The 26,190-nt window shown below is 65.6% G+C and carries 30 protein-coding genes and 1 tRNA gene; 12 read left to right on the top strand and 19 right to left on the bottom strand.

Features of this window, described 5'->3' with window-relative positions; all coding sequences use genetic code 11:
- Nucleotides 1-3 precede the first annotated feature (3 nt).
- From AZ34_RS04940 to AZ34_RS04950, 3 genes are all read right to left on the bottom strand, one after another.
- A complete protein-coding gene (locus AZ34_RS04940; protein WP_035605441.1) occupies nucleotides 4-783 on the bottom strand; it encodes an alpha/beta hydrolase in 780 nt (259 codons plus the stop codon).
- A 114-nt stretch (nucleotides 784-897) separates the two neighbouring features.
- Nucleotides 898-987, bottom strand: a tRNA-Ser gene (locus tag AZ34_RS04945).
- A gap of 52 nt (nucleotides 988-1,039) precedes the next feature.
- A complete protein-coding gene (locus AZ34_RS04950; protein WP_035605443.1) occupies nucleotides 1,040-2,746 on the bottom strand; it encodes a response regulator in 1,707 nt (568 codons plus the stop codon).
- Between the two features lie 320 nt (nucleotides 2,747-3,066).
- On the opposite strand from AZ34_RS04950, the gene AZ34_RS04955 reads away from it, so the two are divergent.
- Nucleotides 3,067-3,417, top strand: a complete 351-nt coding sequence (locus AZ34_RS04955) for a helix-turn-helix domain-containing protein (protein WP_035605446.1) — start codon at nucleotides 3,067-3,069, stop codon at nucleotides 3,415-3,417.
- Nucleotides 3,414-4,652 carry a type II toxin-antitoxin system HipA family toxin gene (locus AZ34_RS04960; RefSeq protein ID WP_035605448.1) on the top strand — a complete coding sequence of 413 codons (1,239 nt, stop codon included), beginning with the start codon at nucleotides 3,414-3,416 and terminating at the stop codon, nucleotides 4,650-4,652. The genes AZ34_RS04955 and AZ34_RS04960 overlap by 4 nt, the downstream gene beginning before the upstream one ends.
- Before the next feature lie 31 nt (nucleotides 4,653-4,683).
- Here the strand turns inward: AZ34_RS04960 and AZ34_RS04965 are convergent, their stop codons facing one another.
- On the bottom strand, nucleotides 4,684-5,379 hold the full coding sequence (locus AZ34_RS04965; protein WP_035605452.1) for a glutathione S-transferase family protein: 696 nt from the start codon (nucleotides 5,377-5,379) through the stop codon (nucleotides 4,684-4,686).
- Nucleotides 5,380-5,502: 123 nt separating this feature from the next.
- Here AZ34_RS04965 and AZ34_RS04970 point away from each other — a divergent pair, with 123 nt between their 5' ends.
- Entirely contained in the window at nucleotides 5,503-6,399 is an 897-nt protein-coding gene (locus tag AZ34_RS04970; protein ID WP_035610942.1) for a LysR family transcriptional regulator, read from the top strand.
- Between the two features lie 27 nt (nucleotides 6,400-6,426).
- On the opposite strand, the gene AZ34_RS04975 is transcribed toward AZ34_RS04970, so the two are convergent.
- The 5 genes from AZ34_RS04975 to gcl form a co-directional block, all read right to left on the bottom strand.
- Entirely contained in the window at nucleotides 6,427-8,100 is a 1,674-nt protein-coding gene (locus AZ34_RS04975) for a response regulator (protein WP_035605455.1), read from the bottom strand.
- 244 nt (nucleotides 8,101-8,344) lie between these two features.
- Nucleotides 8,345-8,821 (bottom strand): hypothetical protein, encoded by a 477-nt coding sequence (locus AZ34_RS04980; protein WP_197026501.1) that lies wholly within the window; start codon nucleotides 8,819-8,821, stop codon nucleotides 8,345-8,347.
- Nucleotides 8,822-9,129: 308 nt separating this feature from the next.
- Nucleotides 9,130-10,041 (bottom strand): 2-hydroxy-3-oxopropionate reductase, encoded by a 912-nt coding sequence (gene glxR / locus AZ34_RS04985; protein ID WP_035610945.1) that lies wholly within the window; start codon nucleotides 10,039-10,041, stop codon nucleotides 9,130-9,132.
- A 62-nt stretch (nucleotides 10,042-10,103) separates the two neighbouring features.
- On the bottom strand, nucleotides 10,104-10,883 hold the full coding sequence (hyi, locus tag AZ34_RS04990) for a hydroxypyruvate isomerase (RefSeq protein WP_035605458.1): 780 nt from the start codon (nucleotides 10,881-10,883) through the stop codon (nucleotides 10,104-10,106).
- A 33-nt stretch (nucleotides 10,884-10,916) separates the two neighbouring features.
- Nucleotides 10,917-12,692, bottom strand: coding sequence for a glyoxylate carboligase (gcl, locus tag AZ34_RS04995; protein ID WP_035605462.1), 1,776 nt, complete (start codon nucleotides 12,690-12,692; stop codon nucleotides 10,917-10,919).
- 162 nt (nucleotides 12,693-12,854) lie between these two features.
- Between gcl and AZ34_RS05000 the strand changes: the two genes are divergently transcribed.
- Complete coding sequence (locus AZ34_RS05000) at nucleotides 12,855-13,769, top strand: LysR family transcriptional regulator (protein ID WP_035605465.1); 915 nt, start codon at nucleotides 12,855-12,857, stop codon at nucleotides 13,767-13,769.
- Nucleotides 13,770-13,852: 83 nt separating this feature from the next.
- A complete protein-coding gene (locus tag AZ34_RS05005) occupies nucleotides 13,853-15,265 on the top strand; it encodes a glycerate kinase type-2 family protein (protein ID WP_035605468.1) in 1,413 nt (470 codons plus the stop codon).
- A 12-nt stretch (nucleotides 15,266-15,277) separates the two neighbouring features.
- Here AZ34_RS05005 and AZ34_RS05010 read toward each other — a convergent pair whose 3' ends face one another.
- The 6 genes from AZ34_RS05010 to AZ34_RS05035 form a co-directional block, all read right to left on the bottom strand.
- Complete coding sequence (locus AZ34_RS05010) at nucleotides 15,278-15,592, bottom strand: YqjK family protein (RefSeq protein ID WP_035605471.1); 315 nt, start codon at nucleotides 15,590-15,592, stop codon at nucleotides 15,278-15,280.
- A 2-nt stretch (nucleotides 15,593-15,594) separates the two neighbouring features.
- Nucleotides 15,595-15,981, bottom strand: a complete 387-nt coding sequence (locus AZ34_RS05015) for a phage holin family protein (RefSeq protein ID WP_035605474.1) — start codon at nucleotides 15,979-15,981, stop codon at nucleotides 15,595-15,597.
- Nucleotides 15,982-15,991: 10 nt separating this feature from the next.
- Nucleotides 15,992-16,306, bottom strand: a complete 315-nt coding sequence (locus AZ34_RS05020; protein ID WP_155831723.1) for a DUF883 family protein — start codon at nucleotides 16,304-16,306, stop codon at nucleotides 15,992-15,994.
- An 80-nt stretch (nucleotides 16,307-16,386) separates the two neighbouring features.
- Entirely contained in the window at nucleotides 16,387-16,977 is a 591-nt protein-coding gene (locus AZ34_RS05025; protein WP_035605481.1) for an outer membrane beta-barrel protein, read from the bottom strand.
- Nucleotides 16,978-17,164: 187 nt separating this feature from the next.
- Nucleotides 17,165-18,013 (bottom strand): OmpA family protein, encoded by an 849-nt coding sequence (locus AZ34_RS05030; protein ID WP_035610947.1) that lies wholly within the window; start codon nucleotides 18,011-18,013, stop codon nucleotides 17,165-17,167.
- Between the two features lie 68 nt (nucleotides 18,014-18,081).
- Nucleotides 18,082-18,438: a DUF4398 domain-containing protein gene (locus AZ34_RS05035; RefSeq protein ID WP_155831724.1), complete on the bottom strand. Its 357-nt coding sequence runs from the start codon at nucleotides 18,436-18,438 to the stop codon at nucleotides 18,082-18,084.
- Nucleotides 18,439-18,690: 252 nt separating this feature from the next.
- Between AZ34_RS05035 and AZ34_RS05040 the strand changes: the two genes are divergently transcribed.
- The 7 genes from AZ34_RS05040 (at nucleotide 18,691) to AZ34_RS05070 (ending at nucleotide 22,339) form a co-directional block, all read left to right on the top strand.
- The gene (locus AZ34_RS05040; RefSeq protein ID WP_051509543.1) at nucleotides 18,691-19,188 is read left to right on the top strand and encodes a ferritin-like domain-containing protein; all 498 of its coding nucleotides are present in this window, start codon (nucleotides 18,691-18,693) and stop codon (nucleotides 19,186-19,188) included.
- 49 nt (nucleotides 19,189-19,237) lie between these two features.
- On the top strand, nucleotides 19,238-19,552 hold the full coding sequence (locus AZ34_RS05045; protein WP_035605484.1) for a BON domain-containing protein: 315 nt from the start codon (nucleotides 19,238-19,240) through the stop codon (nucleotides 19,550-19,552).
- A 52-nt stretch (nucleotides 19,553-19,604) separates the two neighbouring features.
- Complete coding sequence (locus AZ34_RS05050) at nucleotides 19,605-19,832, top strand: CsbD family protein (protein ID WP_035605487.1); 228 nt, start codon at nucleotides 19,605-19,607, stop codon at nucleotides 19,830-19,832.
- A gap of 172 nt (nucleotides 19,833-20,004) precedes the next feature.
- Nucleotides 20,005-20,721 (top strand): Crp/Fnr family transcriptional regulator, encoded by a 717-nt coding sequence (locus AZ34_RS05055; protein ID WP_035605490.1) that lies wholly within the window; start codon nucleotides 20,005-20,007, stop codon nucleotides 20,719-20,721.
- Nucleotides 20,722-20,917: 196 nt separating this feature from the next.
- Nucleotides 20,918-21,610: a Crp/Fnr family transcriptional regulator gene (locus AZ34_RS05060; RefSeq protein WP_035605493.1), complete on the top strand. Its 693-nt coding sequence runs from the start codon at nucleotides 20,918-20,920 to the stop codon at nucleotides 21,608-21,610.
- 130 nt (nucleotides 21,611-21,740) lie between these two features.
- Entirely contained in the window at nucleotides 21,741-21,989 is a 249-nt protein-coding gene (locus tag AZ34_RS05065) for a hypothetical protein (protein ID WP_035605496.1), read from the top strand.
- Complete coding sequence (locus AZ34_RS05070) at nucleotides 21,986-22,339, top strand: hypothetical protein (RefSeq protein ID WP_035605498.1); 354 nt, start codon at nucleotides 21,986-21,988, stop codon at nucleotides 22,337-22,339. The genes AZ34_RS05065 and AZ34_RS05070 overlap by 4 nt, the downstream gene beginning before the upstream one ends.
- Nucleotides 22,340-22,421: 82 nt before the next feature.
- Here AZ34_RS05070 and AZ34_RS05075 read toward each other — a convergent pair whose 3' ends face one another.
- The 4 genes from AZ34_RS05075 to AZ34_RS05090 form a co-directional block, all read right to left on the bottom strand.
- Nucleotides 22,422-23,399 carry an MBL fold metallo-hydrolase gene (locus AZ34_RS05075; protein WP_035605501.1) on the bottom strand — a complete coding sequence of 326 codons (978 nt, stop codon included), beginning with the start codon at nucleotides 23,397-23,399 and terminating at the stop codon, nucleotides 22,422-22,424.
- Nucleotides 23,400-23,498: 99 nt separating this feature from the next.
- Nucleotides 23,499-24,332, bottom strand: coding sequence for a helix-turn-helix transcriptional regulator (locus AZ34_RS05080; protein ID WP_035605503.1), 834 nt, complete (start codon nucleotides 24,330-24,332; stop codon nucleotides 23,499-23,501).
- Between the two features lie 252 nt (nucleotides 24,333-24,584).
- Nucleotides 24,585-25,025, bottom strand: coding sequence for an acyl-CoA thioesterase (locus AZ34_RS05085; protein WP_035605507.1), 441 nt, complete (start codon nucleotides 25,023-25,025; stop codon nucleotides 24,585-24,587).
- 131 nt (nucleotides 25,026-25,156) lie between these two features.
- Nucleotides 25,157-26,161, bottom strand: a complete 1,005-nt coding sequence (locus AZ34_RS05090; RefSeq protein ID WP_035610951.1) for a Bug family tripartite tricarboxylate transporter substrate binding protein — start codon at nucleotides 26,159-26,161, stop codon at nucleotides 25,157-25,159.
- Nucleotides 26,162-26,190: the final 29 nt, after the last annotated feature.

Here is a 26,190-nt window from a genome sequence, read left to right on the forward strand (position 1 = left end):
GCCTCAGTGGATGGGGTTCTTGATCCAGTTGGCGATCTGGTGGATGGCTTGTGGCTCCATGCCGACGAATCCGTGCCAGTGCTGGCTCCCGCAGGCATCGCCGCTGGGGCGGGACCCGCCATCCACCAACATCAGTTTTTTGATGGGCGCATTGGTCAACTTCGCGATGATCAGAGGCGTGTCGCTGGGCTTGCAGTGTGTACAGGCATCTTGAGCGTGGTGGTAGACCAGCACCGGAATCTGGATGGCCTTGAGGTCTTGGCTCGGTACCGCGCCCGGAGTGGCCATGCGAACCACGCTGGAGGTCAGCACCAGCCCGGCGATGGCGGGGTCGCGGACCTTGATCGCCATCGCAGTGGCAGAGACAGTACCGCGACTGGTGCCCACGATCCAGACAGGCAAGCTGCTTTTCTGCTTCACGAACGCCAGTACCTTGGCAATGTCGGTCATGTGATTGGCTTCGGTTCGATCAGCCCATCCCAGTGCTGTCGTGTCAGTCGGGCGTCCGAAGATGGCGACATTGAAGCCGTTGACGAGGAATAACGGCGTGGAACGCACGAGAAAGTTGCTGCTGGTGGCCTTGCCGTTCTCTAATTTGCCGAAGCCACCATCACCGCCAGGAAACAAGAGCACGGTGGCTTGGGCGTTGGGCGCAGTTTCCCAAAACAGGGTGGTCACGACGCCATCGCGGGTCGGAACCTTGAACAGCGAGCCTTCTGCATTTGCGCCACAAGCAGCAAGCAAGTGGGCCAGCAAAACAAGCAGTCGGCTGAGCGTGTGCATTGCCCATCTCCTTGGATACATCCCCATGTCCAATTCAATATACAGGGGGATACCAAGGAAAATTTGGTCTTAGTGGCTGCAATTAGCCACTAAGCCGCATAAGCACCTGGTTTTTGGCGGAAGCGGTGAGATTCGAACTCACGGATGGCTCACACCATCGCCGGTTTTCAAGACCGGTGCCTTAAACCGCTCGGCCACGCTTCCTGTTCGGTGCGGCCCGCGCGTGGTGCGCGGGCGCGGATGAAGAGCCGCAATTCTACGCGGCGCTTGCCTTGCCGCTGGCGGGTGTCGCAGCCGGAGGGCTCTTTTTTTCGGGCGCGGCGTTGATGGTGATGCCACCGGGCGGGCGGGCATTCTCGGCGGTGCCCAGGGCGGGTCGCTGACCGGGGCCGCCGTAATGGGCGCGCCATTCGTTGATGGCCTCAAGCTGCGCCGTCGCATCGGGGATTTGCTGGTCGTATTTCTGCAGCACCAGCAGCGCGGTGCTGACCAGGCGGGCGTTGAGCGTGTCGCGCCCGTTTTTCATCAACTGGCGGATGGCCTCGCCGGGGTCGCCATTCATGCCGAGCTTGACCGCGCTTTCCATCAGCTTGATGGGGCGTTCGCCCGCGATGCGCAGGCGCTCGGCAAAGGGCAGGTGGGCGCGCGCCGCGCCAGACAGCAACTCGTTCATCGAACGGCCGCTGACGAAGCGTTCGGCCAGGGTGTCCAGCACGGGCAGGAAGTCATCCAGGTCCAGGCCGAGCGAGAGGGTGCGCGCGGCCAGGTAGGACATGAGGACGATGAGGTCGGCGGCTATTTCGATGTCGAAGTCCGGGTCGCGCGCCCGCTTGGCCAGGTCGCGTGTGTAGTTGGCGGCGCGGCCGTATTCCTTGTCCAGGATGTCGCGCAGCGCGCCCAGGATGCCTTCCATGTTGCGCACCCGCGCGCCGTACTCGTCCTCGCGCAGGGTGAGCTTGGCCAGGTCTTCGCGGCAGCGTTGCAGGGCGCGACGGTCGTCGGACTGCATGGCGATGAAGGCCAGCAGCATCAGCGTCTGCGGGTCGAACATCTTGGAGCCCAGGCCCTGACGCGCGCTTTGGCTCAGGATCTTTTGCGCTTCTTCGTACTCGCCCTTGTAGTAATACAGGTGCCCCAGACTCTGCAGTCGTGTGATGGAGTAGGGCGTGACGGCGCACGCCAGTTTGTAGGCGGCCAGGGCCTGGTCGTGGTTGCCCAGCTCGAACTGGGCGCGGCCCAGCACGTCGTAGGCGTCGGCGAACTGGGGCTCTTCGCCGATCAGCGATTCCAGCGTGCCCACGGCGCGCTGCGTCTCGTTCTTGCCGATCTGCGCGCGCGCCACGCCCAGCTTGGCCCAGGGCAAGGTCTTGGCCTCGATCACGGCCTCGTACATGCGCTGGGCTTCGTCGTAACGCTGCAGGCGGATCAGCAGTTCCGCACCAATGCGCGCGGCGTAGAGCCAGTAGGACTCTCTCGCCTGGAAGCGCGCCAGGCAGAGGTCGGCGGCTTTTTCGTAGTTCTCGGTGGAAATAGCCGAGAAAATGTCGTTGAGCGCGGCCTTGCGTTGGCGCGCCTGGTGCAGGCGCTCGGCCAGGCGGGCGGCGGTGTGGGGCTTGATGAGGTAGCCGTCCAGCGCGGATTCGGCGGCCTCGGCCACCTTGGTGTAGCTGGCCTCGCTGGTGACCATGATGAAGATGGTCGAGAAGGGCAGGATCTGCTGGCGCCGCAGCTCGTCCAGGAAATCCTGACCCGAGGGTGTGCCGGGCTGGAAGTGCTGTTCGCACAGCACGATGTCGAATTTGCGGTTCTCCAGCATGCGCCGGGCCTCGGCCGTGCGCATGGTCTGCTCCACCGTGCCGACGCCGAATTCCCGCAACTGGTTGACCAGGATGGCGCGTGAACCGGGGTTGCTGTCGATGACCAGCGCAAGCAGGTCGGAGAGATCGTCGTCTTCTAGAGCCATGAACCGGTTTCCTTGTGTCCCCGGGCTGCTGTTCCACTTCTTCTCGTGGGCCGTCAGGGGCGGCCCGTCATGATAGCCGTGGGGGCATGCGTCGGGCCGGCGATGCAGCGTTTGGCCCGGCGGATTCCCGTAGCGGCGACGCAAGCTTGGTAAGGAAATGTATGTGCGCGCTTCTGGGGGCAGCCAGGTGGCCGGCCCAAGCTGTGGCCGTGGCCGGGCCTGTGGGGCTCGGGTGCGGCTTGGGCGGTAATGCTCAGCCACTGTCTTGCAAAATTCATCATTAATGATTACATTTTCAATGTTTTGTATTGATGAATGACATGCCTAAGTCTTCCGAGCACCATGATTTCCTGCCGCCCGAGGCCCGTGTGGCCTTGGCACGCCTGGGCGAGCACCTGGCGCTGGCGCGCAAACGCCGGCGCGAGTCGTTGCGGGCCTGGGCCGCGCGGCTGGGGGTGTCGGTCAGCACCGTCACCCGCCTGGAAAAAGGCGACCCGGGCGTGGGCATGGGCGTCTACGCGGCGGCCTTGTGGTTGGTCGGGCGGGTGCAGGCCTTGCCCGACTTGGCCGACCCGGCGCTGGATCAGGGCGCGCTGCTGATCAGCATCCGCGAGGCCGAGGGCCGTTCACGCCCGCGCGCGCGTCCGGCGAACAAGGAGTCTGCGTCATGAGCCCGCTGTCCTACACCCCGCGTGATGAACTCTTTCTCTGGTGGCTGGCCGAGCCCACCCAGCCGCGCCTGGTGGGCCGTTTGCGCCTGGTGCGACGCACGGCTGGCCACCCCGGTGGCGTCTCGCTGGAATACGACCCGGCCTGGCTGGCCGAGGGCCTGGCGCTGAGCGAGGACTTGCCGCTGCGCCCCGGCGAGTTCCTGCCGGTGGAGAACGACGCGGCGGCGGGCGCGGTGGACGACGCCCGGCCGGACCGCTGGGGCGAGCGCGTCATTCGCCACATCTACAAACCCCCGCGCCTGTCCACGCTGGAGTATCTGTATTTCGCGGGCGATGAGCGTTTTGGCGCTTTGGGCGTCTCCAGCTCGGCGCAGCGCTACGAACCGCAGCCCCAGCCCGTGCTGCCCGTGGTGGGCGACGTGCCGGCCTTGTACGAGTTGGTGCGCCGCATCGAGGCCGGTGAGCCGGTGGACGAGGCCTTGCAGCGACTGGTGGCGCCGGGCACCACCCTGGGCGGAGCGAGGCCCAAGGCGCTGATCCAGATCGATGGACATCCCTGGGTGCTCAAGTTCGCCGACGCGGGCGACCCGAACGACAGCCCCCTGGTCGAGCACGCGGCCATGACCCTGGCCGCCCGCGCCGGCATCGCGGTCTGCGAGACGCGGCCCATCGCCCTGGTCGATGGCCATGCCGTGGCGGTGCGCCGTTTCGACCGCGCCGACGGTCGGCGTCTGCACGCGCTGTCGGCCCATGTGGCCCTGCGCGCCGCGGCCAGCGAAGCGGGTTACCCCGAGCTGGCCTTGCTGTTGCGCCGCCGGGGAGACCCGGCGCAGATCGCCGCCAACGGCGCCCAGGTGTTCCGCCGCATGGTCTTCAACGTGCTGATCGACAACACCGACGACCACGAGAAGAACCATGCGGTGCTGGTTCAGGCCCGCAGCTACGCCCTGGCCCCGGCTTACGACGTGTTGCCGTCCGGCCAGGCGCTGGGCTACCAGCAGTTCCGCGTGGGGGCGCAGGGTCTGGACGCCAGCGCGGAGAACCTTTTGTCCGAACACACGGCCTTCGGCCTGCGCCGGCACCAGGCCCTGGCTCTGGCCCGCGAAGTGGCCGAAGTGGTGGACGGCTGGCAAGCGCACTTCGCGGCCTGCGGCGTCAGCGCCGGTGACCTGGGGCGGCTGGCCGAGCAGATCGACCGGCCTTACTTGCGGGGCGAGCGGCAGTCGCTGCTGTGAGACCGAGCTGAGGCATCGAGGCGATGAAGCCTCAGGCCAGCTCGGCCAGGGCCTGCGTGAGCGACACCTCACCCAGGAAACCACCCGTGGTCCGCGCCTCTTCCTGCCGCTCGACCGCATGGGCAAAACGGACTGCCGGGTCGTCCTGCAACCGTTGGTACAGCGCCTCGAGCGCCGGGTAGGGCGATAACCCACCGACGTCGTGGTACGTCGTCCAGCGGGCGATGCCGGCCAAGTAGGCGTCGGCCAGGCTGCGCTCTTCACCCAGCAGCCAGGGCCCAGTGCCGATCAGGGTGTTCAGGTGCGCATGGGCCTGGGCGACCTGCTCCGTGCCGTAGGCGCGCAGCGCTTGCGTGCTGAACGCGTCGCCCTGAGTTTCGTAGGCGTACCACAGCGGTGCAAAGGCACCGAAGTAGCTGGTGTTGAGAAAGGCCAGCATCTGGTTCAGATGGTCGAATGCCGGGCGGCCCGGGGCAAAACGTCCGCCTGGCTGTGCAGCCTGCAGCAGGTGGTTGAGGATGGCCAGGCTCTCGCTCACCGTGCGGCCATCGCTGGTGAGCAGGGTGGGCGTTTCGCCCACCGGGTTGATGCGGCGGTAAGCGGCGCTGGACACCACTTCGGGCATCTCGATGCGGCAAAGCCGGTAGGGCAGTCCCAGCCATTCGAGGGCGACGATGGAACCGAAGGAGCATCCCGAGGGGACGCCGTAGAAGAGGATGGGGGTCATGGACCGTGCTCCAGAAAAAAAGAAGAGAGGTGCGCGCGCTGACTGAAATCTATCTGTGTGGTTGATGATTGAAAATCCATCAGAATGGAAACCCAAAGTCCACACAATTGGGTTTTGATCGCCATGAACTTGAATGACTTGCAGTTTTTTGTCGCCTCGGTGGACGCTGGCGGTTTTGCGGCAGCGGCACGGCGCCTGGGCGTGCCCAAGTCCACGGTCAGCAAGCGCGTGGCGATGCTGGAAGACAGCTTGTCGGCGCGCCTGATTCAGCGCAGCTCGCGCCGCTTCGTGCTGACGGACGTGGGCACGGCTGTTCTGGACCATGCCCGCGCCGCGCTGATTGAAGCCGAGGCCGCGCAGGCGGTGGTGCGGGAGCGGCAGGCCGAACCCAGCGGGCTTGTGCGCGTCACCAGTTCGATCCCGACCGCCCAGGGCTTGCTGGCGCGGCACCTGCCCACCCTGGCCCTGCGTTACCCACGTCTGCAGCTGCAACTGGAGGTGACGGACCGCTTCGTCGACCTCGTGCAGGAGGGGTATGACCTGGCGCTGCGGTCCCACCGCGCGCCCTTGCCAGATTCGGGCTTGCTGCAGCGGCGGCTTTTGGTCGAAGCGATCGTTCTGGTGGCGGCGCCGGCCTACCTGGCTTCAGCACCTAGGCTGGTGCAGCCCCAGGACCTGGTCGATCACGCGGGACTGTTGGTGGGGCGCCAGGCCACGGTCTGGCGGCTGGAGGCCTCGGGCGCGGCCTTCTGCGAGGTGGCCCCTCGCCCCGTGATGGTGGCGAACGAATCGGTGGTCCTGATGGAGGCGGCACGCGCCGGCCTGGGCATCGCCTGCTTGCCGGAGCCGCTGTGCGAGCCGGCGTTTGCTTCGGGTGCGCTGCGGCGTGTACTGCCCGACTGGCACGCAGGCAACATCACCACGACCGCCGTCATGCCGCATCGGCGCGGGCAGTTGCCGGCCGTGCGCGCGGTGCTGGAGTTCCTCGTGGCGTGCACGGCCGCGACGTCGCCGGACTGAGGGGCCGGTTTCGCGCCCCATGTCAGCTCAGTGCGCGCGGGCCTTCTTCGGCACCGGCAGCGGAATGCCACCGGCTTCGCGGTTGTCGGCTGGTCCGCCGAGCGTGAGCGTGGTGCGCAGGGTCACGTTGCCATAGCGCCGACGCCAGTCCTGGATGGTGGAGTGGTAGGTGGCGGCGTCGGGAATCTGTGCCGCGTAGCGCTGCAGCACCAGTTGCGCGGTGGTGATGAGGCGCGCGTTCAGCGTGTCCTGCCCATGCTTGAGCAGATCCCGAACGGCGCTCACCGGGTCGCCGCCCATGCTGAGCTTGACGGCGCTTTCCATGAGCTTGATGGGGCGCTCGCCCGCTTCGCGCAACAGGTCCGCGTAGGGGGCATGGGCACGCGCCGCGCCGGCCAGCAGCTCACTCATGGAGCGGCCGCTGATGAAACGCGCGCCCAGGGTGTCGAGCACGAGCGGCAGGTCACTCAGATCCAGGTCCAGCGAGACGGTGCGCGAGGCGATCTGCGACAGCAGGAAGATCAGGTTGGAGGCGGCCTCGGCGTCGAATTCGGGTTCGCGGATGCGCTTGGCCTGCTCGCGCGCGACCTTGAGGGCTTGCCCGTATTCCTTGCGCAGGATGTCCAGCAGTGCGTTCAGCGTTGCTTCCATCGTGCGCTGGCGCTGGCTGTATTCGGTTTCACGAACGCCCAGCTTGGCCAGTTCGCCGCGCACCCGGTGCAGGCCCTGGCGGTCGTCCATCTGCATGTAGATGAAACCCAGCAGCATCAGGGTCTGTGGGTCGAAGGAGCGCGTGCCCAGGCCTTGGTTGACGCATTGGTTGAGCACATGCTCGGCCTCGCCGTACTCGCCCTTGTAGTAGTGCAGATGCCCCAGGCTTTGCAGCCGCGTGACGGAGTAGGGCGTGGCCGTGCATGCCATCTTGTAGGCGACCAGGGTCTGTTCGTGGTTGCCCAGCTCGAAATGCGCGCGGCCCATCACGTCGTAGGCGTCGGCGTAATGCGGCTCCTCGCTGATCAGCGTTTCCAGCGTGCCGACGGCGCGCTGCGCCTCGCCCCGACCCAGCTGCGAGCGGGCCACGCCCAGCTTGGCCCAGGGCACGGTCTTGGCGTTGATGATGGCTTCGTAGAGGCGCTGGGCTTCTTCGTAACGCTGCAGGCGGATCAACAGTTCCGCGCCGATGCGCGCGGTGTAGAGCCAGTAAGGTCCCTTGGACTCGAAGCGCTCCATGCAGAGGTTGGCGGCTTTTTCATGCTGATCGGACTCGATGGCCTCGAAGATGGGGGCCAGGACAGCCTTGCGCTGGCGGGCCTGTTCCAGCCGTTCGGCCAGCCGGGCGGCGGTATGGGGCTTGATGAGGTAGCCGTCGAGTGCGGATTCGGCGGCCTCGGCCACCTTGGCGTAACTGGCTTCGCTGGTGACCATGATGAAGATGGTCGAGAAGGACAGGATCTGGTTACGCCGCAGGTCGTCCAGGAAATCCTGGCCCGAGGGCTCGTCGGCCTGAAAGTGCTGCTCGCACAGGATGATGTCAAAGTGACGGCGCTCCAGCATGCGGCGCGCTTCCGAGGTGCGCGAGACTTGCTCGACGTTGCCCACGCCGAAGTCGCGCAGCTGGTTGACCAGGATGGCGCGCGAACTGTGGTTGCCGTCGATGATCAGCGCCTGGATGCCGGAAAGATCTTCGTCTTCTAATGCCATGGCCGTTGTTTCCTGTCTGCTGATCTTCTGGGCGCGCTGTGCCGGCGGGAACGCGGGGACTGTCGCTGGGGACTTGTGGGGCTGCAAGTTTAAGGCCAGAACCCGACCTTGTCGTGCTGGTCTGCCCGGGGATCAAGCAAAGCCAGGCTGAACCCGTCGTGGTATCGGCGCTGCCTTGCCTGGACGCAGAGGATGGGGGTGGGGCTAGGGGGACGCTACAACGGTCTGCCAAGCCCGCCGGCGCTCAGCGCCCGTCCGCGGACACCAAATGCACGCGCACCGGCTGCCAGCTCAGGGGCGGGGTGGCTGCCGCGCTGGCCGCCGCTTGGGGCGTGGTTCCGCCCTGGCTGGCGAGTTGTGTCGTGCCGGTGGTCGGGCTGCCGTCACCCTGGCCTTCGCTCAAGGTGCGGAGTTGGAAGCGTCCGCTCTGGTCCCACAGCCAGGTTTCGATGACCCGGGCCGAACCGCCCTGCAAGGCCGATGGCGCCGGGGCCGGGTAGGGCGCGGCCTGGCGCACCAGGCGCTCGATCTCGGCCATCACCTCGGGGGCATGCGAGGGTGCGCGCAGCCAGCGCAGGGTGTCGACCTGGCCTCGCGCATCCACACCCATTTCGAGCACGCCGACGGCGCGCAGGTAATGTGGCAGCACGCCGGCATAGATGCGTTCACGGTTCAGGTCGTACAGGTGTCGAGCCGCGTCCAGGCGGTAGCCGGATGGCATGTGGGCACCCGCAGGCGGTGTGAACGCCGCAGTGCGCGCAGGGGACTTCAGCCCCGCGTTTCCCTGTGTCGGGCGCGGTGACGCGCAAGCAGCCAACAGAATGCCGATCGCGCACAGCATCCCGAGCGCCAGCCTGGACGGACCAGGGCTGGTGTTGCAAGGACGGCTGTGAACTAAACGGCGCATGGCCGCCCACTGTGCCACAGCAACGCAGGCCCGATGGGCGGAAAACCAGGGGGTTTCGTCCCGGGCGCGGGCTTTAGGCCCTGGGCAAAACCCGGAGCCGCAAGCCCAGGCCGACGCCGCACTCAGGCGTCGGGTGCCACGGGGTGCTGGGCCAGGGCTTCAAGGGCTTTGACCAGGGCCGAGTGGTCTGCCTGGTCATGGCCCAGAGCCGCGCAGGCCTGCATCAGCTGGGCCGCGCCCGCCGTCTGGGGCAGCGCCATCTTGAGCGCCTTGGCACCTTGCAGCGCCAGGTTCAGGTCCTTTTGGTGCAAAGCGATGCGAAAGCCCGGGTTGAAGGTGCGCTTGACCATGCGCTCGCCATGCACTTCCAGGATGCGGCTGGAGGCAAACCCGCCCATCAGCGCCAGTCTTACCTTGGCCGGGTCGGCGCCGGCCTTGGACGCGAACACCAGCGCCTCGCTGACGGCGGCGATGTTGAGCGCGACGATGATCTGGTTGGCCACCTTGCAGGTCTGGCCCGCGCCGTTGCCGCCGATCAGCGTGATGTTCTTGCCCATCAGTTCGAACAGCGGCTTGACCCGCTCGAACACGGCCTCCTCGCCGCCGACCATGATGGTCAGCGAGGCGGCCTTGGCGCCCACTTCGCCGCCCGAGACGGGCGCGTCCAGGTAGGCCGCGCCGGTTTCATTGATGCGTTTCGCGTAGCCCTTGGTGGCGATGGGGTCGATGGAACTCATGTCCACCACCACCTTGCCCTTGCCGTTTTTACCCAGGCCCTGGGCGATGCCGTTCTCGCCGAACAGCACCTTCTCGACATCGGGTGTGTCGGGCACCATGGTGAAGACGATGTCGGCGCGCTCGGCCACGCCCGCGGGCGTGGTGCAGACGGTCGCGCCCGCGTCGGCCAGCTCCTGCGGTACCTTGCTGCGCGTGTTGACGAACAGCACATGGCCGCCCTTGATGAGGTTGAGCGCCATGGGCGTGCCCATGATGCCCAGGCCGATGAAGCCGAGTTTGAGTCCGGATTTGGTCATGTGCTTGTCTCTCTCGTGGTCGGTTTCTGCGTTCATTCAGGCTTGCCATGCACGCGGCGCGTTCATGGGTTCAGTGCCTTGATCCAGCCCAGGCCCTCGGTGGTGCTGGCGCGCGGTTTGTACTCGCAGCCGATCCAGCCGGGGTAGCCGATCGCGTCGAGGTGGTGGAAGAGGAAAGCATAGTTGATCTCGCCCGTGCCCGGCTCGTTGCGCCCCGGGTTGTCGGCGAGCTGGATGTGGGCGATGCGCGCCAGGTGTTTCTGCATCGTCGCGGCCAGCTCGCCTTCCATGCGCTGGGCATGGTAGATGTCGTACTGGATGTAGAGGTTGGGGCTGCCCACGCCGTCGAGGATGCTCAGGGCCTGGGCCGTGGTGTTGAGGAAGAAACCCGGGATGTCGTAGCTGTTGATGGGCTCGATCAGCAGCTTGAGGTTCGCGCCCTGCAGCTTGCCGGCCGCGTACTTCAGATTGCTCACGAAAGTGGCATGGGCCTGGGTGGCGCCCACGCCCTCGGGTACCTTGCCCGCCAGGCAGTTGACTTGCGGGCAGCCCAGGGCCTGGGCGTAGGCGATGGCCTGATCGACGCCAGCGCGAAACTCTTCCACCCTGTTCGGGTGGCAGGCGATGCCGCGTTCGCCAGCCTCCCAGTTGCCCGCAGGCAGGTTGTGCAGCACCTGCTTCAGGCCGTGGGTCTTGAGCAGGTTGGCCAGTTCATGCTTGTCGTAGGCGTAAGGGAAGAGGTATTCCACCGCCGTGAAGCCCGCCGCCTTGGCTGCCGCGAAGCGTTCCAGGAAGGGCACCTCGTTGAACAGCATGGTCAGGTTGGCCGCGAATTGGGGCATCGGGTCGTCTCCGTTGTTGTTGCGCTCAAAAGGTCAGGCCACGGCCGCGGGGGCGTCGGCGCGCTTCTCGGCCAAGTCTTCGAACTCGATGATATTGTCGATTTCGGTGCCCATGGCGATGTTGGTCACGCGCTCCAGGATCACCTCGATCACCACCGGCACCTGGTGCTCGGCCATCAGCAGCTCGGCCTTCTGGATAGCGGGTTTCAGATCGTCCGGGCTGTGCACACGGATGGCCTTGCAGCCCAGGCCCTCGACCACCTTGACGTGGTCCACGCCGTAGCCCTGCGCCACCGGGTCGCCCTGGGTATTGATGTTCTCGAAGGCCAGCTGCACGCAGTAATCCATCTCGAAATTGCGCTGCGCCTGGCGGATCAGACCCAGGTAGCTGTTGTTGACCACGATGTGGATGTAGGGCAGCTTGAACTGCGCACCCACGGCCAGTTCCTCGATCATGAACTGGAAGTCGTAGTCGCCGGACAGTGCCACGATCTTGCGGCCCGGATCGGCCGCGCGCACGCCGAGGGCTGCGGGCACGGTCCAGCCCAGCGGGCCAGCCTGGCCACAGTTGATCCAGTGACGCGGCTTGTAGATGTGCAGGAACTGCGCGCCCGCGATCTGCGACAGGCCGATGGTGCTGACGTAGCAGACGTCGCGCCCGAAGGACTCCACCATGTCCTGGTAGACGCGCTGGGGTTTCATCGGAACCTGGTTGAAGTTGGTCTTGCGGCGCAGGGTCTTCTTGCGTTCCAGACACTCGGTGGCCCAGGCCGTGCGCTTGCTCAGCTTGCCCGCGGCCTTCCATTCGCCGGCCACCTGCACGAAGAGTTTCAGCGCCGCCTTGGCGTCGCTCGCGATGCCGAAATCTGGTGAGAACACGCGGCCGATTTGCGTGGGTTCGATGTCCACGTGCACGAACTTGCGGCCCTTGGTGTAGGTCTCGACCGAGCCGGTGTGACGGTTGGCCCAGCGGTTGCCGATGCCCAGCACGAAGTCACTGGCCAGCATCGTCGCGTTGCCATAGCGGTGGCTGGTCTGCAGCCCGCACATGCCGGCCATCAAGGGGTGGTCGTCGGGGATGGTGCCCCAGCCCATCAGGGTCGGGATCACGGGGATGCCGGTCAGCTCGGCGAACTCCACCAGCAAATCGGAGGCATCGGCGTTGATGATGCCGCCCCCCGCCACGATCAACGGGCGCTCGGCCTCGTTGAGCATGGCCAGCGCCTTCTCGATCTGCGCGCGGGTCGCGACCGGCTTGTAGACCGGCAGCGGGGCGTAGGTCTCGGGGTCGAACTCGATTTCCGCCATCTGCACGTCAAAGGGCAGGTCGATCAGCACCGGGCCCGGTCGGCCCGATCGCATCAGGTGGAAGGCCTGCTGGAAGGCGCGCGGTACCTGGGCCGGTTCGCGCACGGTGACCGACCACTTGGTCACCGGCTTGGCGATGGACTCGATGTCCACGGCCTGGAAGTCTTCCTTGTAAAGGCGCGCGCGCGGCGCCTGCCCGGTGATGCAGAGAATGGGAATGGAATCGGCCTGCGCCGAGTACAGGCCCGTGATCATGTCGGTGCCCGCCGGGCCGCTGGTGCCGATGCAGACGCCAATGTTGCCTGCCGCGGCACGGGTGTAGCCCTCGGCCATGTGGGACGCGCCCTCGACGTGGCGCGCCAGGATGTGGCCGATGCTGCCCTGCTTGCGCAGCGCGGCGTAGAGCGGGTTGATGGCCGCGCCGGGCACGCCGAAGGCCTGGGTGACACCTTCTTTTTCGAGCACCCAGACAGCGGCTTCGATGGCTTTCATTTTGGCCATGACGATCTCCTGATTTGAACGGATGGACTGCACTGTAGGAAGGGATGGCGACTTGCGGAATACGGAGGGCGCCCATAACATCTATTCCTCCGTGGAATGAATCAGATGGGCGCGGATGGCGCGAACCGCTCTACAGTCAGCAGGCCTAAGGAACAAGCCAAGATGGATCGATTGCATGCCATGCAGGTGTTCGTGCGGGTGGTGGAGACCGGCAGTTTCTCCAAGACCGCGCGCGAATTCGCCACCACGCAGCCGACGGTGACCAAGCTGGTCGCGGCGCTCGAGGAGAGCCTGCGCGTGCGCCTGCTCAACCGCAACACGCGCGGCATCAGCGTGACCGAGTCGGGCGCGCTCTATTACGAAAAATGCAAGAACATCGTGCGCGACGCCGAGGAGGCCGACAACAGCGTGCGCCTGCAGCAGACGCAGGCGCAGGGCCTGTTGCGCGTCGGCACCTCGGTGGCCTTTGGCAGGCGCGTGATCACGCCGCTGGCGCTGGACTTCATGGCCAAGCACCCACAGGTGCAGCTCGACCTGAGTTTCGAGGACCGCTACACCGACCTCGTGGCGCAAGGCATCGACGTGGCGGTGCGCATGGGCAAGCTCGCGGATTCGACCCTGGGTGCGCGTTTTCTCACCACCAATCCCTGGGTGCTGGTGGCTTCGCCCAAGTATCTGCGCAAACAGGGCGCGCCGAAAAAGGCCAGCGAACTGAGCGAGCACCCGGCCCTGATCTACAGCAGCGTCTTGGGTGACGATGTCTGGCGCATGAGCAGCCCCAAGGGCGAGGCCGTCACCGTGCCAGTGGCCGGACGTCTGCGCTCGAACAACCTGTCCGCCGTGCTGGCCGCCGCGCGCAATGGCTATGGCATCGCGGCCATGCCGCGCTACGTGGCCAGTGAGTCGCTCAAGAGCGGCCACGTGGTCGAGGTGCTGCAAGGCCATGTGCTGCCCGAGCAGGAAATCCATGCCGTGTTCCCCAGTCCGAAGCTGGTGCCGGGCAAGGTGATGGCCTTCATCGCCTACCTGCAGTCCCGCCTGGGCGACCGCTGGTGGGATGACCTGCCGAAAGCCTGAAGCACGCGGGCTGCGTGCGCGACGAAGCAAGCATGCCGGTGCGTCTGCCGCACAATGCGCGCCGGAGACAAATACAAGACACCATGGCCCCCCAAAATTCGCCTTCTTCGCTCCCCCCCGGCCTCGACCCACGCACGCAGCCACGCGAGTTCCTGCAACTGCTCTACCAGACCGCCGTGCGCCGTGCCCTGCCGCTGCACACCATGGCGGCGCACTTGCCGCCGCCGCCTTCACGGGCCAGTGGCGGCCGCACCATCGTGATCGGCGCGGGCAAGGCGGCGGGCGCGATGGCGCAAGCGGTGGAAGCCTTGTGGCCGGCGCACGCGGGCCCCGACGCGCCGCTGGAGGGCCTGGTGGTGACGCGCTACGGCCATACGCCGCCGCGTCCGTCTGGCCTGCCGCAGCGCATCGAAGTGGTCGAGGCCGCTCATCCCGTGCCCGATGCCGCCGGCATGGTGGCCGCGCAGCGCATCCTGCAGACCGTGCAGGGCCTGACGGCGGACGATTTGGTGCTGTGCCTGATTTCCGGCGGCGGTTCCGCGCTGCTGACCTTGCCGGCCGAAGGGCTGACGCTGGCCGACAAGCAGCGCATCAACCGTGAGCTGCTGGCCAGTGGCGCCAACATCGGCGAAATGAACTGCGTGCGCAAGCACCTTTCGCGCATCAAGGGCGGGCGGCTGGCCGCGGCCTGCGCGCCCGCGCGGGTGGTGACCTTGACCATCAGCGATGTGCCGGGCGACGACCCGTCCGTCATCGCCAGCGGCCCCACGGTGCCCGACGCCAGCAGCTGCGCCGATGCGCTGTCGATTTTGCAGCGCTACCGCATTGCCCTGCCGCCGGCGGTGTTGACCGCGCTCGAACAGGGGGCGTACGAAACACCCAAACCTGCCGACCCGGTGTTCGCGGGGCAGACGGTGCGCCTCATCGCCACGCCCAAGGAATCGCTGCAAGCCGCCGCCGAGGCCGCGCGCGAGCTCGGCAAGGCGATCGGCCTGAACGCCTACATCCTCAGCGACGAGCTGGAAGGTGAATCGCGCGAGGTCGGCAAGGTGCATGCGGCGCTGGCGCGTTTCGTCGCGCGCGAGGGTCAGCCTTTCGCCCGACCCTGCGTCATCCTCAGCGGTGGCGAGACCACGGTGACCGTGCGGCCTCAGCCGGCGGAGGTGCCACGCGGGCGCGGCGAGATCCCGGAGGCCCGACCCGGCCGGGGCGGGCGGGCGGGCGAGTTCTGCCTGGGCCTGGCCTTGGCCCTGCAGGGCCAGGCCGGCGTCTGGGGCCTGGCCGCGGACACCGACGGCATCGACGGTATCGAGGACAACGCGGGTGCTTTTGTCACGCCCGACACACTGGCGCGCGCCGCGGCACTGGGCTTGTCCGCCGAGACCCATCTGGATCGCAATGACAGCTACGGGTATTTCCAGGCGCTGGGTGACCTGCTGGTGACCGGGCCGACCCACACCAACGTCAACGATTTTCGCGCGCTGCTGGTGTTGTGAGGAGTCGCTGCCTCAGCGTGCGACCTGTCGTGTCCAGAGGCCGCGCAGTCCATGCCAGCCGCGTGACAGCAATTGCGCGATGAGGACCACTCGGGACAGGCCCCGCAAGGTGCGGCTTGGCCGTTTCAGAAGCAGCAGGGCCAGGGCGAGCATCGGACCGACGGGGTGGCGACCCAGCCACTGCAGACCGGCCCGCAGCTGATCGGCCAGGGCCAGGGTGGGCTTGAGCACCTGGCTCTGAAGTGACAGGGCGACGCGAAGTTCGGCGTTGCGCTGGAGAAGTTGCTGCTGCTCTTGCACCAGTACACGACGGCGTCGGCGGTGCATGCTCACTCTTTCTCGCGCAGCGCGATGCGGTCGCGCAGCAGTTCTTCGGCGCTGCCGCTGAACAGGCCGCCGGGTTTGCGCAAGCGTGCCTGCGCAACGCAGAGCAAGCCGCCGCCCGAGCCCAGGAACAGGACGGTCAGAATGCCCAGGGCTTGCAGCCGATGGCTGTCCCAGAACAGAACGACCAGAAAGGCTGCCAGCAGCAGCGTGCCCAGGCTGAGCAGCATCAGGCCCAGACCAGCCCAGAGCAGGCCATCGAAGAGGCGCAGTTTTTCCTGCTCGACTTCGTTGCTGATCAGGGCCAGCCGGACTTGCACGCATTCCAGCGCCGTGTCGAGCAACTGGCGTGTCGAGGCAAACAGGCCCGGGCTTTTGGGAGGCGCGGTCATGCCTGGGTGTTCAGCGGCGGCGCGCGACGACCAATCCCACGACCAGGCCCAGGGCGGCGCCGATGCCGATCGAGGACCAGGGGTTCTGGTGCACGAATGCATCGGTGGCCGCGCTGGCCGCCTTGACCTGATCCACAGCGGCGTCCTGCAATTCAGTCAGCTTGGTCCTGGCCGAGCGTAGCCGTTGCTGGATCCGCTCGCGGGCTGCCGCGACGCCGTCGCCGGCCTGGCTCGCCGTCATGCGCAGCAGTTCTTCGGCATCTTCGATCACCTGATGCACGTCGCCGATGAGTTTTTCCTTCGGAGGGGAGAGGGATTCAAACATGACCATATTCCTTGAAACGAGTCGGGGAAACGTCCTCCCACGCCGGGCCAATCCGACCCGCACGGGAGGACGCAAGTTCATCAGTAGAGATAACGCAGGCCCAGGGCCAGGTTCGTGATGCGTTCCCGCCCCTTGTCCGCGAAGTCCATCCGGTAGCCGTCGTACTGAAGCACGCCGGAGACGCGGCGCGTGAAGACGTATTCCAGTCCGACGCCATAAGTCCAGTCCAGACCATGCTCGGTGCCCGTGTCGCTTGCGCCCGAACCCGGCCGCGACGACACATCCGTGCGGGAATACACCCCGCCGATCTGGCCGAGAACGTTGAAGGCGTTACCGAGCTGTGCCCGACCGATCAGGCTCAGGTTGATGCCCTGGGCCTCGGTGCTGCGGCCGAGCCGATGGACATCGCCGAAGTCGGTGTAGCCGAGTTCCATGCCCAGGTTGCTGGATTGGAAGTAGCGACCCATGGCGACGCCGTAGGACCGGTCGAGGTGGTCCGAGTGGTAGAAGCCGTTGCCGCCGCCGAGGCCGAAATGGGTCCGGCCAGTGGTCAGCTCAAAGTAGCTGTTGCCGTCGTCGTACATGCTGTTTTGCGCCGAGGCGCCTGTCGCCAGGGTCAGGGTGGCGAGGGCCACGCAGATGCCGGAGAGGAGGAATCGTGATTGAGTCATTGTGTAAACCTAGTGTTGATGGTTGAACGGTCCCGCTGGGTGGGTCCTGGAGCCAGGGCATGACACCGAGCTTTCTCGGCTGGCATGAGTTCCGACCTTAAGACTCGGCGCGACATCTGACTGTTCGAAAGCGCACATAGCGCGGACGTGGACCTGCGATTCACCGATCCTCGTATGTCGCGTGCAATCACCGCGGGGGAATCGCCTCGGTGTCGTTGGAGACGATGATCTCCACGCGCCGGTTCAACTGCCGTCCACCGGACGAGGTGTTGTTGGCGATCGGATGAGATTCGCCATAACCTCGCGCGGCGATGCGCTCGGGCTTCACGCCTTTGTCGATGAGGCTGGCGCGAACAGCCGCGCTGCGCCGTTGCGAGAGGTCCATGTTGAACGCATCGCTGCCAGTGCTGTCGGTGAAGCCCTCGATCAGAACGTTGCGCTGAGGATAGTTCTGGAGGAAGACCACGAGCTTGTCGATGTTGCGCATGCTGCTCGCCCGGAGTTCGGCTTGGCCGGAGGTGAACAGCACATCGTTGATGGTGATGACCAGGCCGCGGGGAGTGGCCCGGGCGTTCAGGTCCCTGATCTGCGACTGCAGCTCTCTGTTGCGGGCCTCGGCGTCGCGTGTCTGATTCTGCGCCGTCACGGTGTTCTGGCGCGCGGCGTCCGCTTCGCGGGTGCGAGCTTCGAGCTGCAGGCGGTCCCGCGCGGCGTTGGCTTCGGCCAGGCCCCGTTCGGCGGATTTCTGCTGGCCCACTTCCTGCGCGATGGTCGTGCGCTGCTGGGCCATGTAGGCCAGGTGGTTCACGGTGTCGTTCGATTCGCGAGCGACTTCTGCCTGATTGGCGCGTCGCATGGCGGCATCCGCCAGTTGCAGCTCGCTGGCAGCCAGCGCCACGGTTTGCGGATTGTTGTGGGCCGCCGCATTCGCGTCGCGTGCAAGCGCAAGCTGCGTCTTGTCGGTCGGAATCATGTTGCAGGCGCTCAGCGCGGCCAGTGCCACGGCGCTCAGAGACAGGGATAAGAAGTGTTTCATGGAGGATCTCGTTAGGGTGGTTTGGCGCTCGTCGCGCCTGATTTCTTCGCGCCGGACCCGGTGTCCGTTCATTGCAATCGGGTTGCCCGTGTCGCCTTGGCCGTGCGTGCGCGCGTCACGGCCAGTTGGGCGTCGACCTGTGCCTGTTCGGCCAGGATCAGGGCCTGCACGTTGTTGTTGTTTTTCATCGCGAGATAGGCGCGTTCGAGTTTGTCGCGGGCAGTGCTCAGTTCGGATGGCGCCAGATCGCTGGCGCCAGCGTCCACCGCCTGATCGATCGCCGCCGAGGAAGCGGCCAGCTGCGCGGTCGGCGCGGGCGGGCCCGATGCGCAGGCCGCCAGGATCAGCGTGGAGATGACAAGCAAGGACCGCAGGATCCCTTGCGCGGCAGGGGGCGAGATTCGAGGTTTCAAAAGCGTATTCATGGGTGTTCCTATTCCTGCATGGGGAAAGAATCAATTGGCCCGGCGCTGGAGGATGAGCTTCGGGAATGGACACCCAGCATGGGGGTTCGAACTTTTCGGGTCGGTGCGCCATCGAACAGAGCGGTGAGAACAGACCGTCGGACTTCAACCCTGTTCATGTTCGATACCGAACAGACTGCTTCCCACGCGTCGTTTTAAGGTCTGCGTTGCGTTGATCACTTCGATCGGCTTCTGCGGAAGGAGACCCCTCTCATGCGTGCAAGGTTCGCATCCAACTTCGCGGGTGATGTACCCGCCGTGCACCGACCCGAGGTCATTGATGTGAAAGAGCAGGTCCTGCGGCTGCTCAAGGATTCCCTGATCAAGGAGCTGGTGTGTGTGATTCGCTACAACCACCTGTCGGCCGATACTGGCATGCGGCCGCAGATGACCGCTGAGTTTCTGCTCCATACCCATGAAGAACTGGCCCATGCCTACAAGCTGGCCCGGTACATCGCCGCGCTGGGCGGAGACCTGGACTATTCGCCCGATCTGGTGATGCGCATGAGCCGCGCCACCCATGAATACCACCACGACCTGCCGTCGATGATCGCGTCCCATTTGAAGTCACAGCGCGCCCTCCTCGTCAAGTACGCGGAAATCGTCCATTGGATGGACGCGCAGGACGTATTTCCCCGGCGTTTGCTGGAGGAGATCGTGGAAGAGGAGCGTGCGCATGCGGAGGAACTGCAATCCTGGCTCGCCCACTGAGTCTGGCGGACCGCACGACATTTGTTTCAACCAACCCAAGGAAATCATCATGAAAAACAAGAACGCGATGGCCACTGTCGCGATCACCCTCACCCTGCTGCTCGTGTCCGGCTGCGCCGTCACCCGAGGCCAGGAAACCGTCGGCGCGTACATCGACGACTCGGCGATCACCACTTCCATCAAGGCGCGTTTCGTCGACAACAGACAGGTCGACGCATCGAGCATCAGCGTGGAAACCCTGAACGGCGTCGTCCAGCTTTCGGGTTTCGCCAAGAACGCGACGGAAAAGAGCACGGCGGAAAGCATCGCCCGCAATGTCAAGGGCGTGAAGGCCGTGAAGAATGAAATCTCAGTTCGTCCGTGAACGGCAGAGGCTGGTCGGAGATTTTTTGTCACATATCAAGCAAGGAAACAACATGAACTGGGATCGCATTGAAGGCAACTGGAAACAAGTCACGGGCAAGGTCAAGGAGCAGTGGGGCAAGCTGACGGACGACGACCTCAAGGTCATTTCCGGTAAACGCGAGCAATTGGCCGGAAAGATCCAGCAGCACTACAGCCTGGGCAAGGATGCCGCGGAGAAGCAGATCAGCGAATGGCAACGCCTGTTCAGTGATTCGTGGATCGACGGAAACAAGAAATGACGACCACGCGGCAATAGGGGCACCGCCGTCTGCCGGCGGCGGTGTGGAGCTTTCTGGCTCTTGTGTGCGCTAGCGCACATAATGGGTCATGCCCGCCGCTTGAATGCTTGCACTTCCAACCGGTTTGGCGCAGCGCTTGATTTCAGGAACTGGCCAATTGGGAGGTGTGACCATGGACCCGCGTGACCCTCTGAGCAATCAGCTGTTGGCCGCTTTGCCCGCCGAGGAATGGCTGCGTTGGTGGCCCCTGCTGGAACCTGTCGAGTTGAAACTCGGCCAGGTGATCTATGAATCCGGCCATGCGCAGGCTAATGTGTATTTCCCCACGTCGGCCATCGTCTCCCTGCTGTACGTCACGGAAAACGGTTCTTCAGCGGAGATTGCCATCGTGGGTTTCGAGGGCATCGTCGGCATCGCGCTGTTTCTCGGCGGGGAAACCTCGCCCAGCCGGGGCGTGGTGCAGAGCGCCGGACAGGCCTTCCGCCTCAGGGCCAACGTCATCAAGGAAGAGTTCAACCGTTCTCTCTCCGTCATGCACCTGATGCTGCGCTACGCCCAAGCGCTCATCGCGCAGATTTCCCAGACCGCCGTCTGCAATCGGCACCATTCCGTGGAGCAGCAGCTCTGCCGTTGGCTGCTGGTCAGCCTGGATCGCCTGTCCACGCCCCATCTGTACATGACCCAGGAGTTGATTTCCAACATGCTGGGCGTGCGACGCGAAGGCGTGACCGAAAACGCGAACAAGCTGCAGCGGATGGGTTTGATCCGTTATTCGCGCGGGCACATCGAGGTGCTGGACCGTCCTGGTCTTGAGCGGATGGCCTGCGAATGTTATGGCGTCGTCAAGAAGGAATACGACCGCCTGCTGCCGCCCGTCATGCCGAGTTGACGCGTGCCGGGCCCTTGCTACTGGTCCCGGGCACAGCCTGAGGTGCATTCCGTCATGCATTCCGGTCCTGTGTGTGTTGCAACACAGTCAAGCGTGGTTTTCTACTGTACTGTGGGCTGTTTGGCCTAGGTCTTGGTGGCGTTTGGTGATGCGCGTGTCGTGACTTTCGCCGGTTCTCAACCTCACGAAAGTCCGTATGAAAAGCTCTGGAAACCGTCTGATCCAATCACTGCCGCGCAAGGATCGGGCTCAATTCATGGCGGGATGCCAGTCGATCGATGTGCAACTGTCCGAGGTGCTTTGTGAGTCCGGGCAAGCGATGCGCCATGTCTACTTCCCGGTCGATTGCTTCATCTCCTTGATCGCGAGCAATGAAGGGCGGCCCAGCCTGGAGGTCGGCATGATCGGCAGTGAAGGCATGCTGGGTGAGCATCTGCTGCTGGGCGAGTCCCTGGCGCCTTTCCATGGCTTGGTGCAGGGGCCGGGAGCGACCTGGCAGATGAAGACCAGCATGTTTCGCCAGCAATTGCATGACAGCACCGCGCTGGTCCGTATCGTGCAGCGTTATCTGCATGTGCGCATGACGCAGCTGGGCAACCAGGCGGTGTGCGTGCATTTCCACCAGGTCAGTCCGCGGCTCGCGCGCTGGTTGCTCATGAGCCAGGACCGTTCGCATGCGGACAGCTTCCATATGACGCACGAGTTCATGGCCTATCTGCTGGGCGTTCGTCGCGTCGGCATCACCAAGGCGGCGAGCAGTTTGCAGCGTGACGGCTTGATCAAATACCACCATGGTTTCCTGTCGGTGCTCGACCGCCCTGGCCTGGAGGCCGCCGCTTGCAGCTGTTACGCCAAGGATGCCGCGGCCTACGACCGGCTGCTGCCCTGAGTCCCCGGGTCCGGGACACCCTTCGCGCAAGCCCTTGGTCGTCTGTGTTCGATAGCGCACAGACTTTGGGCGCGCGTCGGGAAACACTGCCCACGACGCACAACCCCTCCGCCGACCAAGGAGATGAAGCATGGCCAGACGCCTTTCGATCATTTTTCCATTGCGTCGCAGCCCTTGCGACTTCCTGGGGATCTGCCAGCAGCGCAGACCGCCCTGCAGGGGCTGTTCCTTCGTGGCGCGTTGGGATTCGCCGCAGCGCAAGCCGCCGTTTCGCAAGCGTCTGGTCGCGGTCTGGATGGCGAAGCTGCTGGGTGCATCCGTGCTGGCCTTTGGCAGCGTGCTCTGGCTTTGGCTATTGATCGTGGAGACCCCGAGATGAATCCACCCGAGCCCCCTCTGACCCTCGTGGCCAAGATGCCCAAGCGTTCGCCCTGGCCTGACCTGCTCCCAGTGGCAACGGCCAATCCGACACGTGCCGGGCTCACCCGCACGACCGACCTCGCCCGCGTGCCGATCGAGCACAACGTGCCAATGCGCACAGTGATCGCCAGCGCACGCGTGCAACGCATCGAGCTGTTGATGCGCATGGAGGTGGGGGACAGCGTGCTGGTGGACCATCGCACGGCCGCTCGCCTGCAGCACGAAACCTATGGCATCGACTGCGCGGGCATCAAGGTGCGTGTGCGCAGGGAGACACCGACGAGCTCGCGCGTCTGGCGCTTGAAATAGCAAACGCCTCGCCTGTTCATCGACCAAGCCCCGCGCGCGCTCGTGGCAGGCTCGCTCAGTTGCCTCGCCGGGCCAGGCCGTATCAGCGATCGCCGCGGATCGGGCCGAATTCCACCGGCACCCAGGCGTAACCCTGAGGGTCCTTGCGCACATGCCCCAGACCCGGGAAGGGCAGGTGGGCACCGGCGATGGCCCAACCCGCTTCGCTCGCGCGCTGGAACAGGGCCTTGCGCGTGGTGATGGCCTGCGCCTGGTTCACGTCGAACTCCAGCGACACCTCCGGGTGTCTGAATTGCACGGCGTGGCTGTGGACGATGTCGCCCCAGACCAGCAGCTTGCGCGTGCCGGAGCTGAACAGGTAGGAACTGTGGCCGGGCGTGTGGCCCGGTGTGCCGACCACGCTCACCCCGGGCAGCAAGGTGTCGCCAGCCTGGAAGCTGCGCAGGCGTCCGGCGCTCTGATACGGGCGCACCGCGTCCATGGCCATGCGAAAGAACGGTTGGTTGTCCTTCGGCGCCGCGTTGGCTGTTTTCTCGTCCAGCCAGAAGGCGATGTCTTGTTGCGCGGCCCAGAGCGTGGCCTTGGGGAAGGCGGCCTGGCCGCGCTTGTCGAGCACGCCGCAGAGGTGATCGGGGTGCAGGTGGGTCAGCAGCACCGCATCCACCTGCTCAGGCTGGTAACCGGCGGCGCGGATGTTGTCCTGCACCTGGCCCAGGCTGGGGCCGAAGCAGCTGGCCGCGCCGGCATCGACCAGCACCAGGTGCTCGCCGGTGTGCACGAGGTAGGCGTTGACCGCGGTCTGCACGCCCTGGCTGCTGTCGATGAACATGCGCGCCAGCAGGCTTTGGATCTGGTCGGCGCGCAAGCCCTTGAGCAGGGGCGTGCCGAGGTCAACGAAGCCGTCGTACAGCGCTGTCACTTCGAAGTTGCCGATGGCATGACGGTAATACCCCGGCACCTGGGTGTTCTGAGCAGGCGGTGCCGCGTGCAGGCTCAGGGTAGACAGAGCGAGGCCGAGGGCCAGCAGGCCGCGACGCAGGAGAAGGATGGGTGTATGCATGTCTGATTTCAATCTCAAGAAGGAGTGGCAGCGGAAGCTGCTGAAATCAGTGTAGGCAAGCGTGTCGACGCGAAGCGCTCAGAATCGCGCGCGATCCGTTCAGGGGCTGCCGACGCGCGAAGGCTCCACGCCATAACGCTGCGTGAAACGCTTGCTGAAACTGGCGGTCGAGGCGTAACCGACACGCATGGCCACCGATTTCACCGGCAGGCGGGTGCTTTGCAGCAATGTCAGCGCCTGGGCCAGGCGTGCGCCGGTGATGAGCGCGCGCAAGGAGGTGCCGGCAGCGGCGAGTTGGCGCCTCAGGGTGGCGCCACTGAGTCCGAGGATTTGTTCGATGTCGCCTGAACTCCATTCCCGTGCCGGATCGGCCACGACCATGGCGCGGATCTGCTCGGCCAGGCTGGGTGTCACTGGCGCCAGCAGGCTGCCGAAACCCAGCGTGTGCAGGCGCAGCACCACACCGGCCATCGCGTGGCAGGCGAAAACGGTTTCGCCTGCCAGCAGCGCGTCCACCCAGTGCAGCAAGGCCAGCGCCACATCGTCCAGGGCCAGCGTGGCCACGGGACCGGGTTCTGCGAAAGCGCGGCCGTGCAGCAACTGACGCGCCGCTTCCAGCGTTGCGGGCTCGATGGCGATGGTGATGGCCGAATAGTCGCCGGTGCCGCTGTCCGGAATGTTCTCCACGTCCAGGCTGCGCGCGCCCGGCACCAGCAGCATCTGGCCTGGCTCGACGCGCAGCCAGTCATCGCCCTCGCGGCAGCGCTTGACCCCGCGCAGCGGAATCACCAGCATGGGGCCGGTGATGTCCACGGCCTTGATGTGGTGGGCCTGAAGGGCGCGCACGCACAGGCAGGGCAAGGCGTTCTGCTGCTGGGCGAGTTCATCCAGACGAGCCAGCAGGAGGTGGCCTGGCGAGGGTTCGGCGTTCATGGCGTGCGTCAGCGTGCTGGGGAAGGCGAGGGGCCGTCCAAGATAGCACGACAGCGGTCTTGCCGCGTACGCGTGCGCGTGCGCGGGGCGGGGGCGGGGGCGGGGTGTCGCCGCTGCTGATCTGGACGGTCTTGCCGTTGCGCTGGTACCACCCATGCAAGGCGCGGGCAAGTCAGGGGCGCGCAGGCCGCCGCTCGCCTCGGAAGGCGGCCTCGCATGCGGCCAGATTGCGTGGCTGTCCGGGGGCTGTCCTCAACTGCACAGCGCCCGGATGTCAGCCGGAATGGGAATGGCCCGGATGCCCTCGCCGTCCTCGCGACGCGCCGCGAAGATGCGGACCTCGTCGCATTCCATGATGAGGTCCATCTCCGCGGTGGTCGTGTCAGGTTTCATGCGTTCGATGCGGTAGCGCTGCACAAAACTCCTCTCACGCCATTCGGCCACCTGCACGCGGATGTGCAGCACATCGCCATAGCTGGCCGTCTTGACGAAGCGCGCATGGGTGTCGACCAGCGGCGTGCCGATCAGGCCCGTGGCCTGTTCGGTCTCGTGCCAGGGCGGCACCCCGCATTCGATGAAGAAATGGCGCGAAGCCGCATCGATCCAACGGAAGAAGTTGGGGAACCAGACGATACGCGCCGGGTCGCAATCGCCGAACTCGACGCGCTGGAGGTAAGTGACCGTTTTCGACATGCTTGCACTCACCGGTCGCTGCGGGGCCGCCCCAAGGCGGGCGACGGCCCCGATTCCAAGCGAAGCGCAGGACAGGCCTGTGCTTGGGGGCAGCGACCCGTGCAACGGCGGAGCGTGGGGGCCAACATTTCTTAGTCGCCCTTGATGCCGCGTTCGCGGATCAGCTTGCCGAAGCGCTTGGAGTCTTCGTCCGCCTTGGCGGCGAACTGCTTGGGCGTCATGGGCGCGGCGGCGCCGCCCACGGCGTTGATGCGCTCCTTCACGGCGGTGGTGCCCAGAATCTTGTTGATTTCGGTGTTCAGGCGCGTGACGACGGCGGCGGGCGTGCCGGCCGGGGCATAGAAACCGAAGTAGCTGTCGGCGTCGAAGCCTTTCAGGCCCGTGGCTTCGTCCACGGTGGGCGTGTCGGGCACGATGGCCACGCGGTGCGGGCTGCCCACGGCCAACAGCTTGAGCTTGCCCGCCTGCACATGCGGCAGGGCGATGCCCGGGTCGAAGGAGAAGTCGATCTGGCCGGCCAGCAGGTCGTTCAGCGCCGGGGCCGCGCCCTTGTAGGGCACATGCAGGGCGTCGGTGCCCGTCATGCTCTTGAACATTTCACCGGCCAGGTGCGGCGAGCTGCCGTTGCCCGGTGAGCCGTAGGACAGCTTGCCTGGGTTGGCCTTGAGGTAGGCAACGAATTCCTGGGCGTTGTTGACCGGCAGGTCCTTGCGCACCACCAGGAACACGGCCACGCGCGCGACCGCGGCCACGGGCACGATGTCCTTGGTCGGGTTGAAGGGCATGCGCTCGTAGATGTGCGGATTCACCGACACCAGGCCGCCCGAGCCCATGAGCAGGGTGTAGCCGTCGGCCGGCGATTTGGCGACCGCGTCGCCGCCGATGTTGCCGCCCGAGCCAGCGCGGTTTTCCACCACCACAGGCTGTCCCAGAGCGTCCTGTAGCGGCGCCGTGACCAGGCGGCCCAGCGTGTCGGCCACGCCACCGGGCGGGAAGGTCACGATGACCTTGACCGGCTTGTTCGGGTAGGCCTGGGCGGCCACCTGTTGGGGCAGCAGGCCCAGGGTCAGGCCGCCGATGGCGACGCTGGTGACCAGCAGCGCGCGGCGCAGGGTGGAGGTGGATGGGGATGTCATGCTGGTGTCTCCTCGTTGAAAAAATCGTT

Origin of the sequence: Hylemonella gracilis str. Niagara R, assembly GCF_000600295.1 — a bacterium.
Lineage (GTDB): Bacteria > Pseudomonadota > Gammaproteobacteria > Burkholderiales > Burkholderiaceae_C > Hylemonella > Hylemonella gracilis_A.

Excerpts from the sequence above, each read along its gene's own strand:
- AZ34_RS05080 (WP_035605503.1), bottom strand. The coding sequence starts at position 24,332 with ATGAACGCCGAACCCTCGCCAGGCCACCTCCTGCTGGCTCGTCTGGAT.
- AZ34_RS05030 (WP_035610947.1), bottom strand. The coding sequence starts at position 18,013 with ATGAAACACTTCTTATCCCTGTCTCTGAGCGCCGTGGCACTGGCCGCG.
- AZ34_RS05060 (WP_035605493.1), top strand. The coding sequence starts at position 20,918 with ATGAAAAGCTCTGGAAACCGTCTGATCCAATCACTGCCGCGCAAGGAT.
- AZ34_RS05005 (WP_035605468.1), top strand. The coding sequence starts at position 13,853 with ATGGCCCCCCAAAATTCGCCTTCTTCGCTCCCCCCCGGCCTCGACCCA.
- AZ34_RS05075 (WP_035605501.1), bottom strand. The coding sequence starts at position 23,399 with ATGCATACACCCATCCTTCTCCTGCGTCGCGGCCTGCTGGCCCTCGGC.
- AZ34_RS05015 (WP_035605474.1), bottom strand. The coding sequence starts at position 15,981 with ATGACCGCGCCTCCCAAAAGCCCGGGCCTGTTTGCCTCGACACGCCAG.
- AZ34_RS05065 (WP_035605496.1), top strand. The coding sequence starts at position 21,741 with ATGGCCAGACGCCTTTCGATCATTTTTCCATTGCGTCGCAGCCCTTGC.
- AZ34_RS04970 (WP_035610942.1), top strand. The coding sequence starts at position 5,503 with ATGAACTTGAATGACTTGCAGTTTTTTGTCGCCTCGGTGGACGCTGGC.
- AZ34_RS05070 (WP_035605498.1), top strand. The coding sequence starts at position 21,986 with ATGAATCCACCCGAGCCCCCTCTGACCCTCGTGGCCAAGATGCCCAAG.
- AZ34_RS05000 (WP_035605465.1), top strand. The coding sequence starts at position 12,855 with ATGGATCGATTGCATGCCATGCAGGTGTTCGTGCGGGTGGTGGAGACC.
- AZ34_RS05045 (WP_035605484.1), top strand. The coding sequence starts at position 19,238 with ATGAAAAACAAGAACGCGATGGCCACTGTCGCGATCACCCTCACCCTG.
- AZ34_RS04940 (WP_035605441.1), bottom strand. The coding sequence starts at position 783 with ATGCACACGCTCAGCCGACTGCTTGTTTTGCTGGCCCACTTGCTTGCT.
- AZ34_RS04960 (WP_035605448.1), top strand. The coding sequence starts at position 3,414 with ATGAGCCCGCTGTCCTACACCCCGCGTGATGAACTCTTTCTCTGGTGG.
- glxR (WP_035610945.1), bottom strand. The coding sequence starts at position 10,041 with ATGACCAAATCCGGACTCAAACTCGGCTTCATCGGCCTGGGCATCATG.
- AZ34_RS04980 (WP_197026501.1), bottom strand. The coding sequence starts at position 8,821 with ATGCCATCCGGCTACCGCCTGGACGCGGCTCGACACCTGTACGACCTG.
- AZ34_RS05055 (WP_035605490.1), top strand. The coding sequence starts at position 20,005 with ATGGACCCGCGTGACCCTCTGAGCAATCAGCTGTTGGCCGCTTTGCCC.
- AZ34_RS04950 (WP_035605443.1), bottom strand. The coding sequence starts at position 2,746 with ATGGCTCTAGAAGACGACGATCTCTCCGACCTGCTTGCGCTGGTCATC.
- AZ34_RS04955 (WP_035605446.1), top strand. The coding sequence starts at position 3,067 with ATGCCTAAGTCTTCCGAGCACCATGATTTCCTGCCGCCCGAGGCCCGT.
- AZ34_RS05090 (WP_035610951.1), bottom strand. The coding sequence starts at position 26,161 with ATGACATCCCCATCCACCTCCACCCTGCGCCGCGCGCTGCTGGTCACC.
- AZ34_RS05025 (WP_035605481.1), bottom strand. The coding sequence starts at position 16,977 with ATGACTCAATCACGATTCCTCCTCTCCGGCATCTGCGTGGCCCTCGCC.
- hyi (WP_035605458.1), bottom strand. The coding sequence starts at position 10,883 with ATGCCCCAATTCGCGGCCAACCTGACCATGCTGTTCAACGAGGTGCCC.
- AZ34_RS05040 (WP_051509543.1), top strand. The coding sequence starts at position 18,691 with ATGCGTGCAAGGTTCGCATCCAACTTCGCGGGTGATGTACCCGCCGTG.
- AZ34_RS05020 (WP_155831723.1), bottom strand. The coding sequence starts at position 16,306 with ATGTTTGAATCCCTCTCCCCTCCGAAGGAAAAACTCATCGGCGACGTG.
- gcl (WP_035605462.1), bottom strand. The coding sequence starts at position 12,692 with ATGGCCAAAATGAAAGCCATCGAAGCCGCTGTCTGGGTGCTCGAAAAA.
- AZ34_RS04975 (WP_035605455.1), bottom strand. The coding sequence starts at position 8,100 with ATGGCATTAGAAGACGAAGATCTTTCCGGCATCCAGGCGCTGATCATC.
- AZ34_RS05085 (WP_035605507.1), bottom strand. The coding sequence starts at position 25,025 with ATGTCGAAAACGGTCACTTACCTCCAGCGCGTCGAGTTCGGCGATTGC.
- AZ34_RS04965 (WP_035605452.1), bottom strand. The coding sequence starts at position 5,379 with ATGACCCCCATCCTCTTCTACGGCGTCCCCTCGGGATGCTCCTTCGGT.
- AZ34_RS05050 (WP_035605487.1), top strand. The coding sequence starts at position 19,605 with ATGAACTGGGATCGCATTGAAGGCAACTGGAAACAAGTCACGGGCAAG.
- AZ34_RS05010 (WP_035605471.1), bottom strand. The coding sequence starts at position 15,592 with ATGCACCGCCGACGCCGTCGTGTACTGGTGCAAGAGCAGCAGCAACTT.
- AZ34_RS05035 (WP_155831724.1), bottom strand. The coding sequence starts at position 18,438 with ATGAATACGCTTTTGAAACCTCGAATCTCGCCCCCTGCCGCGCAAGGG.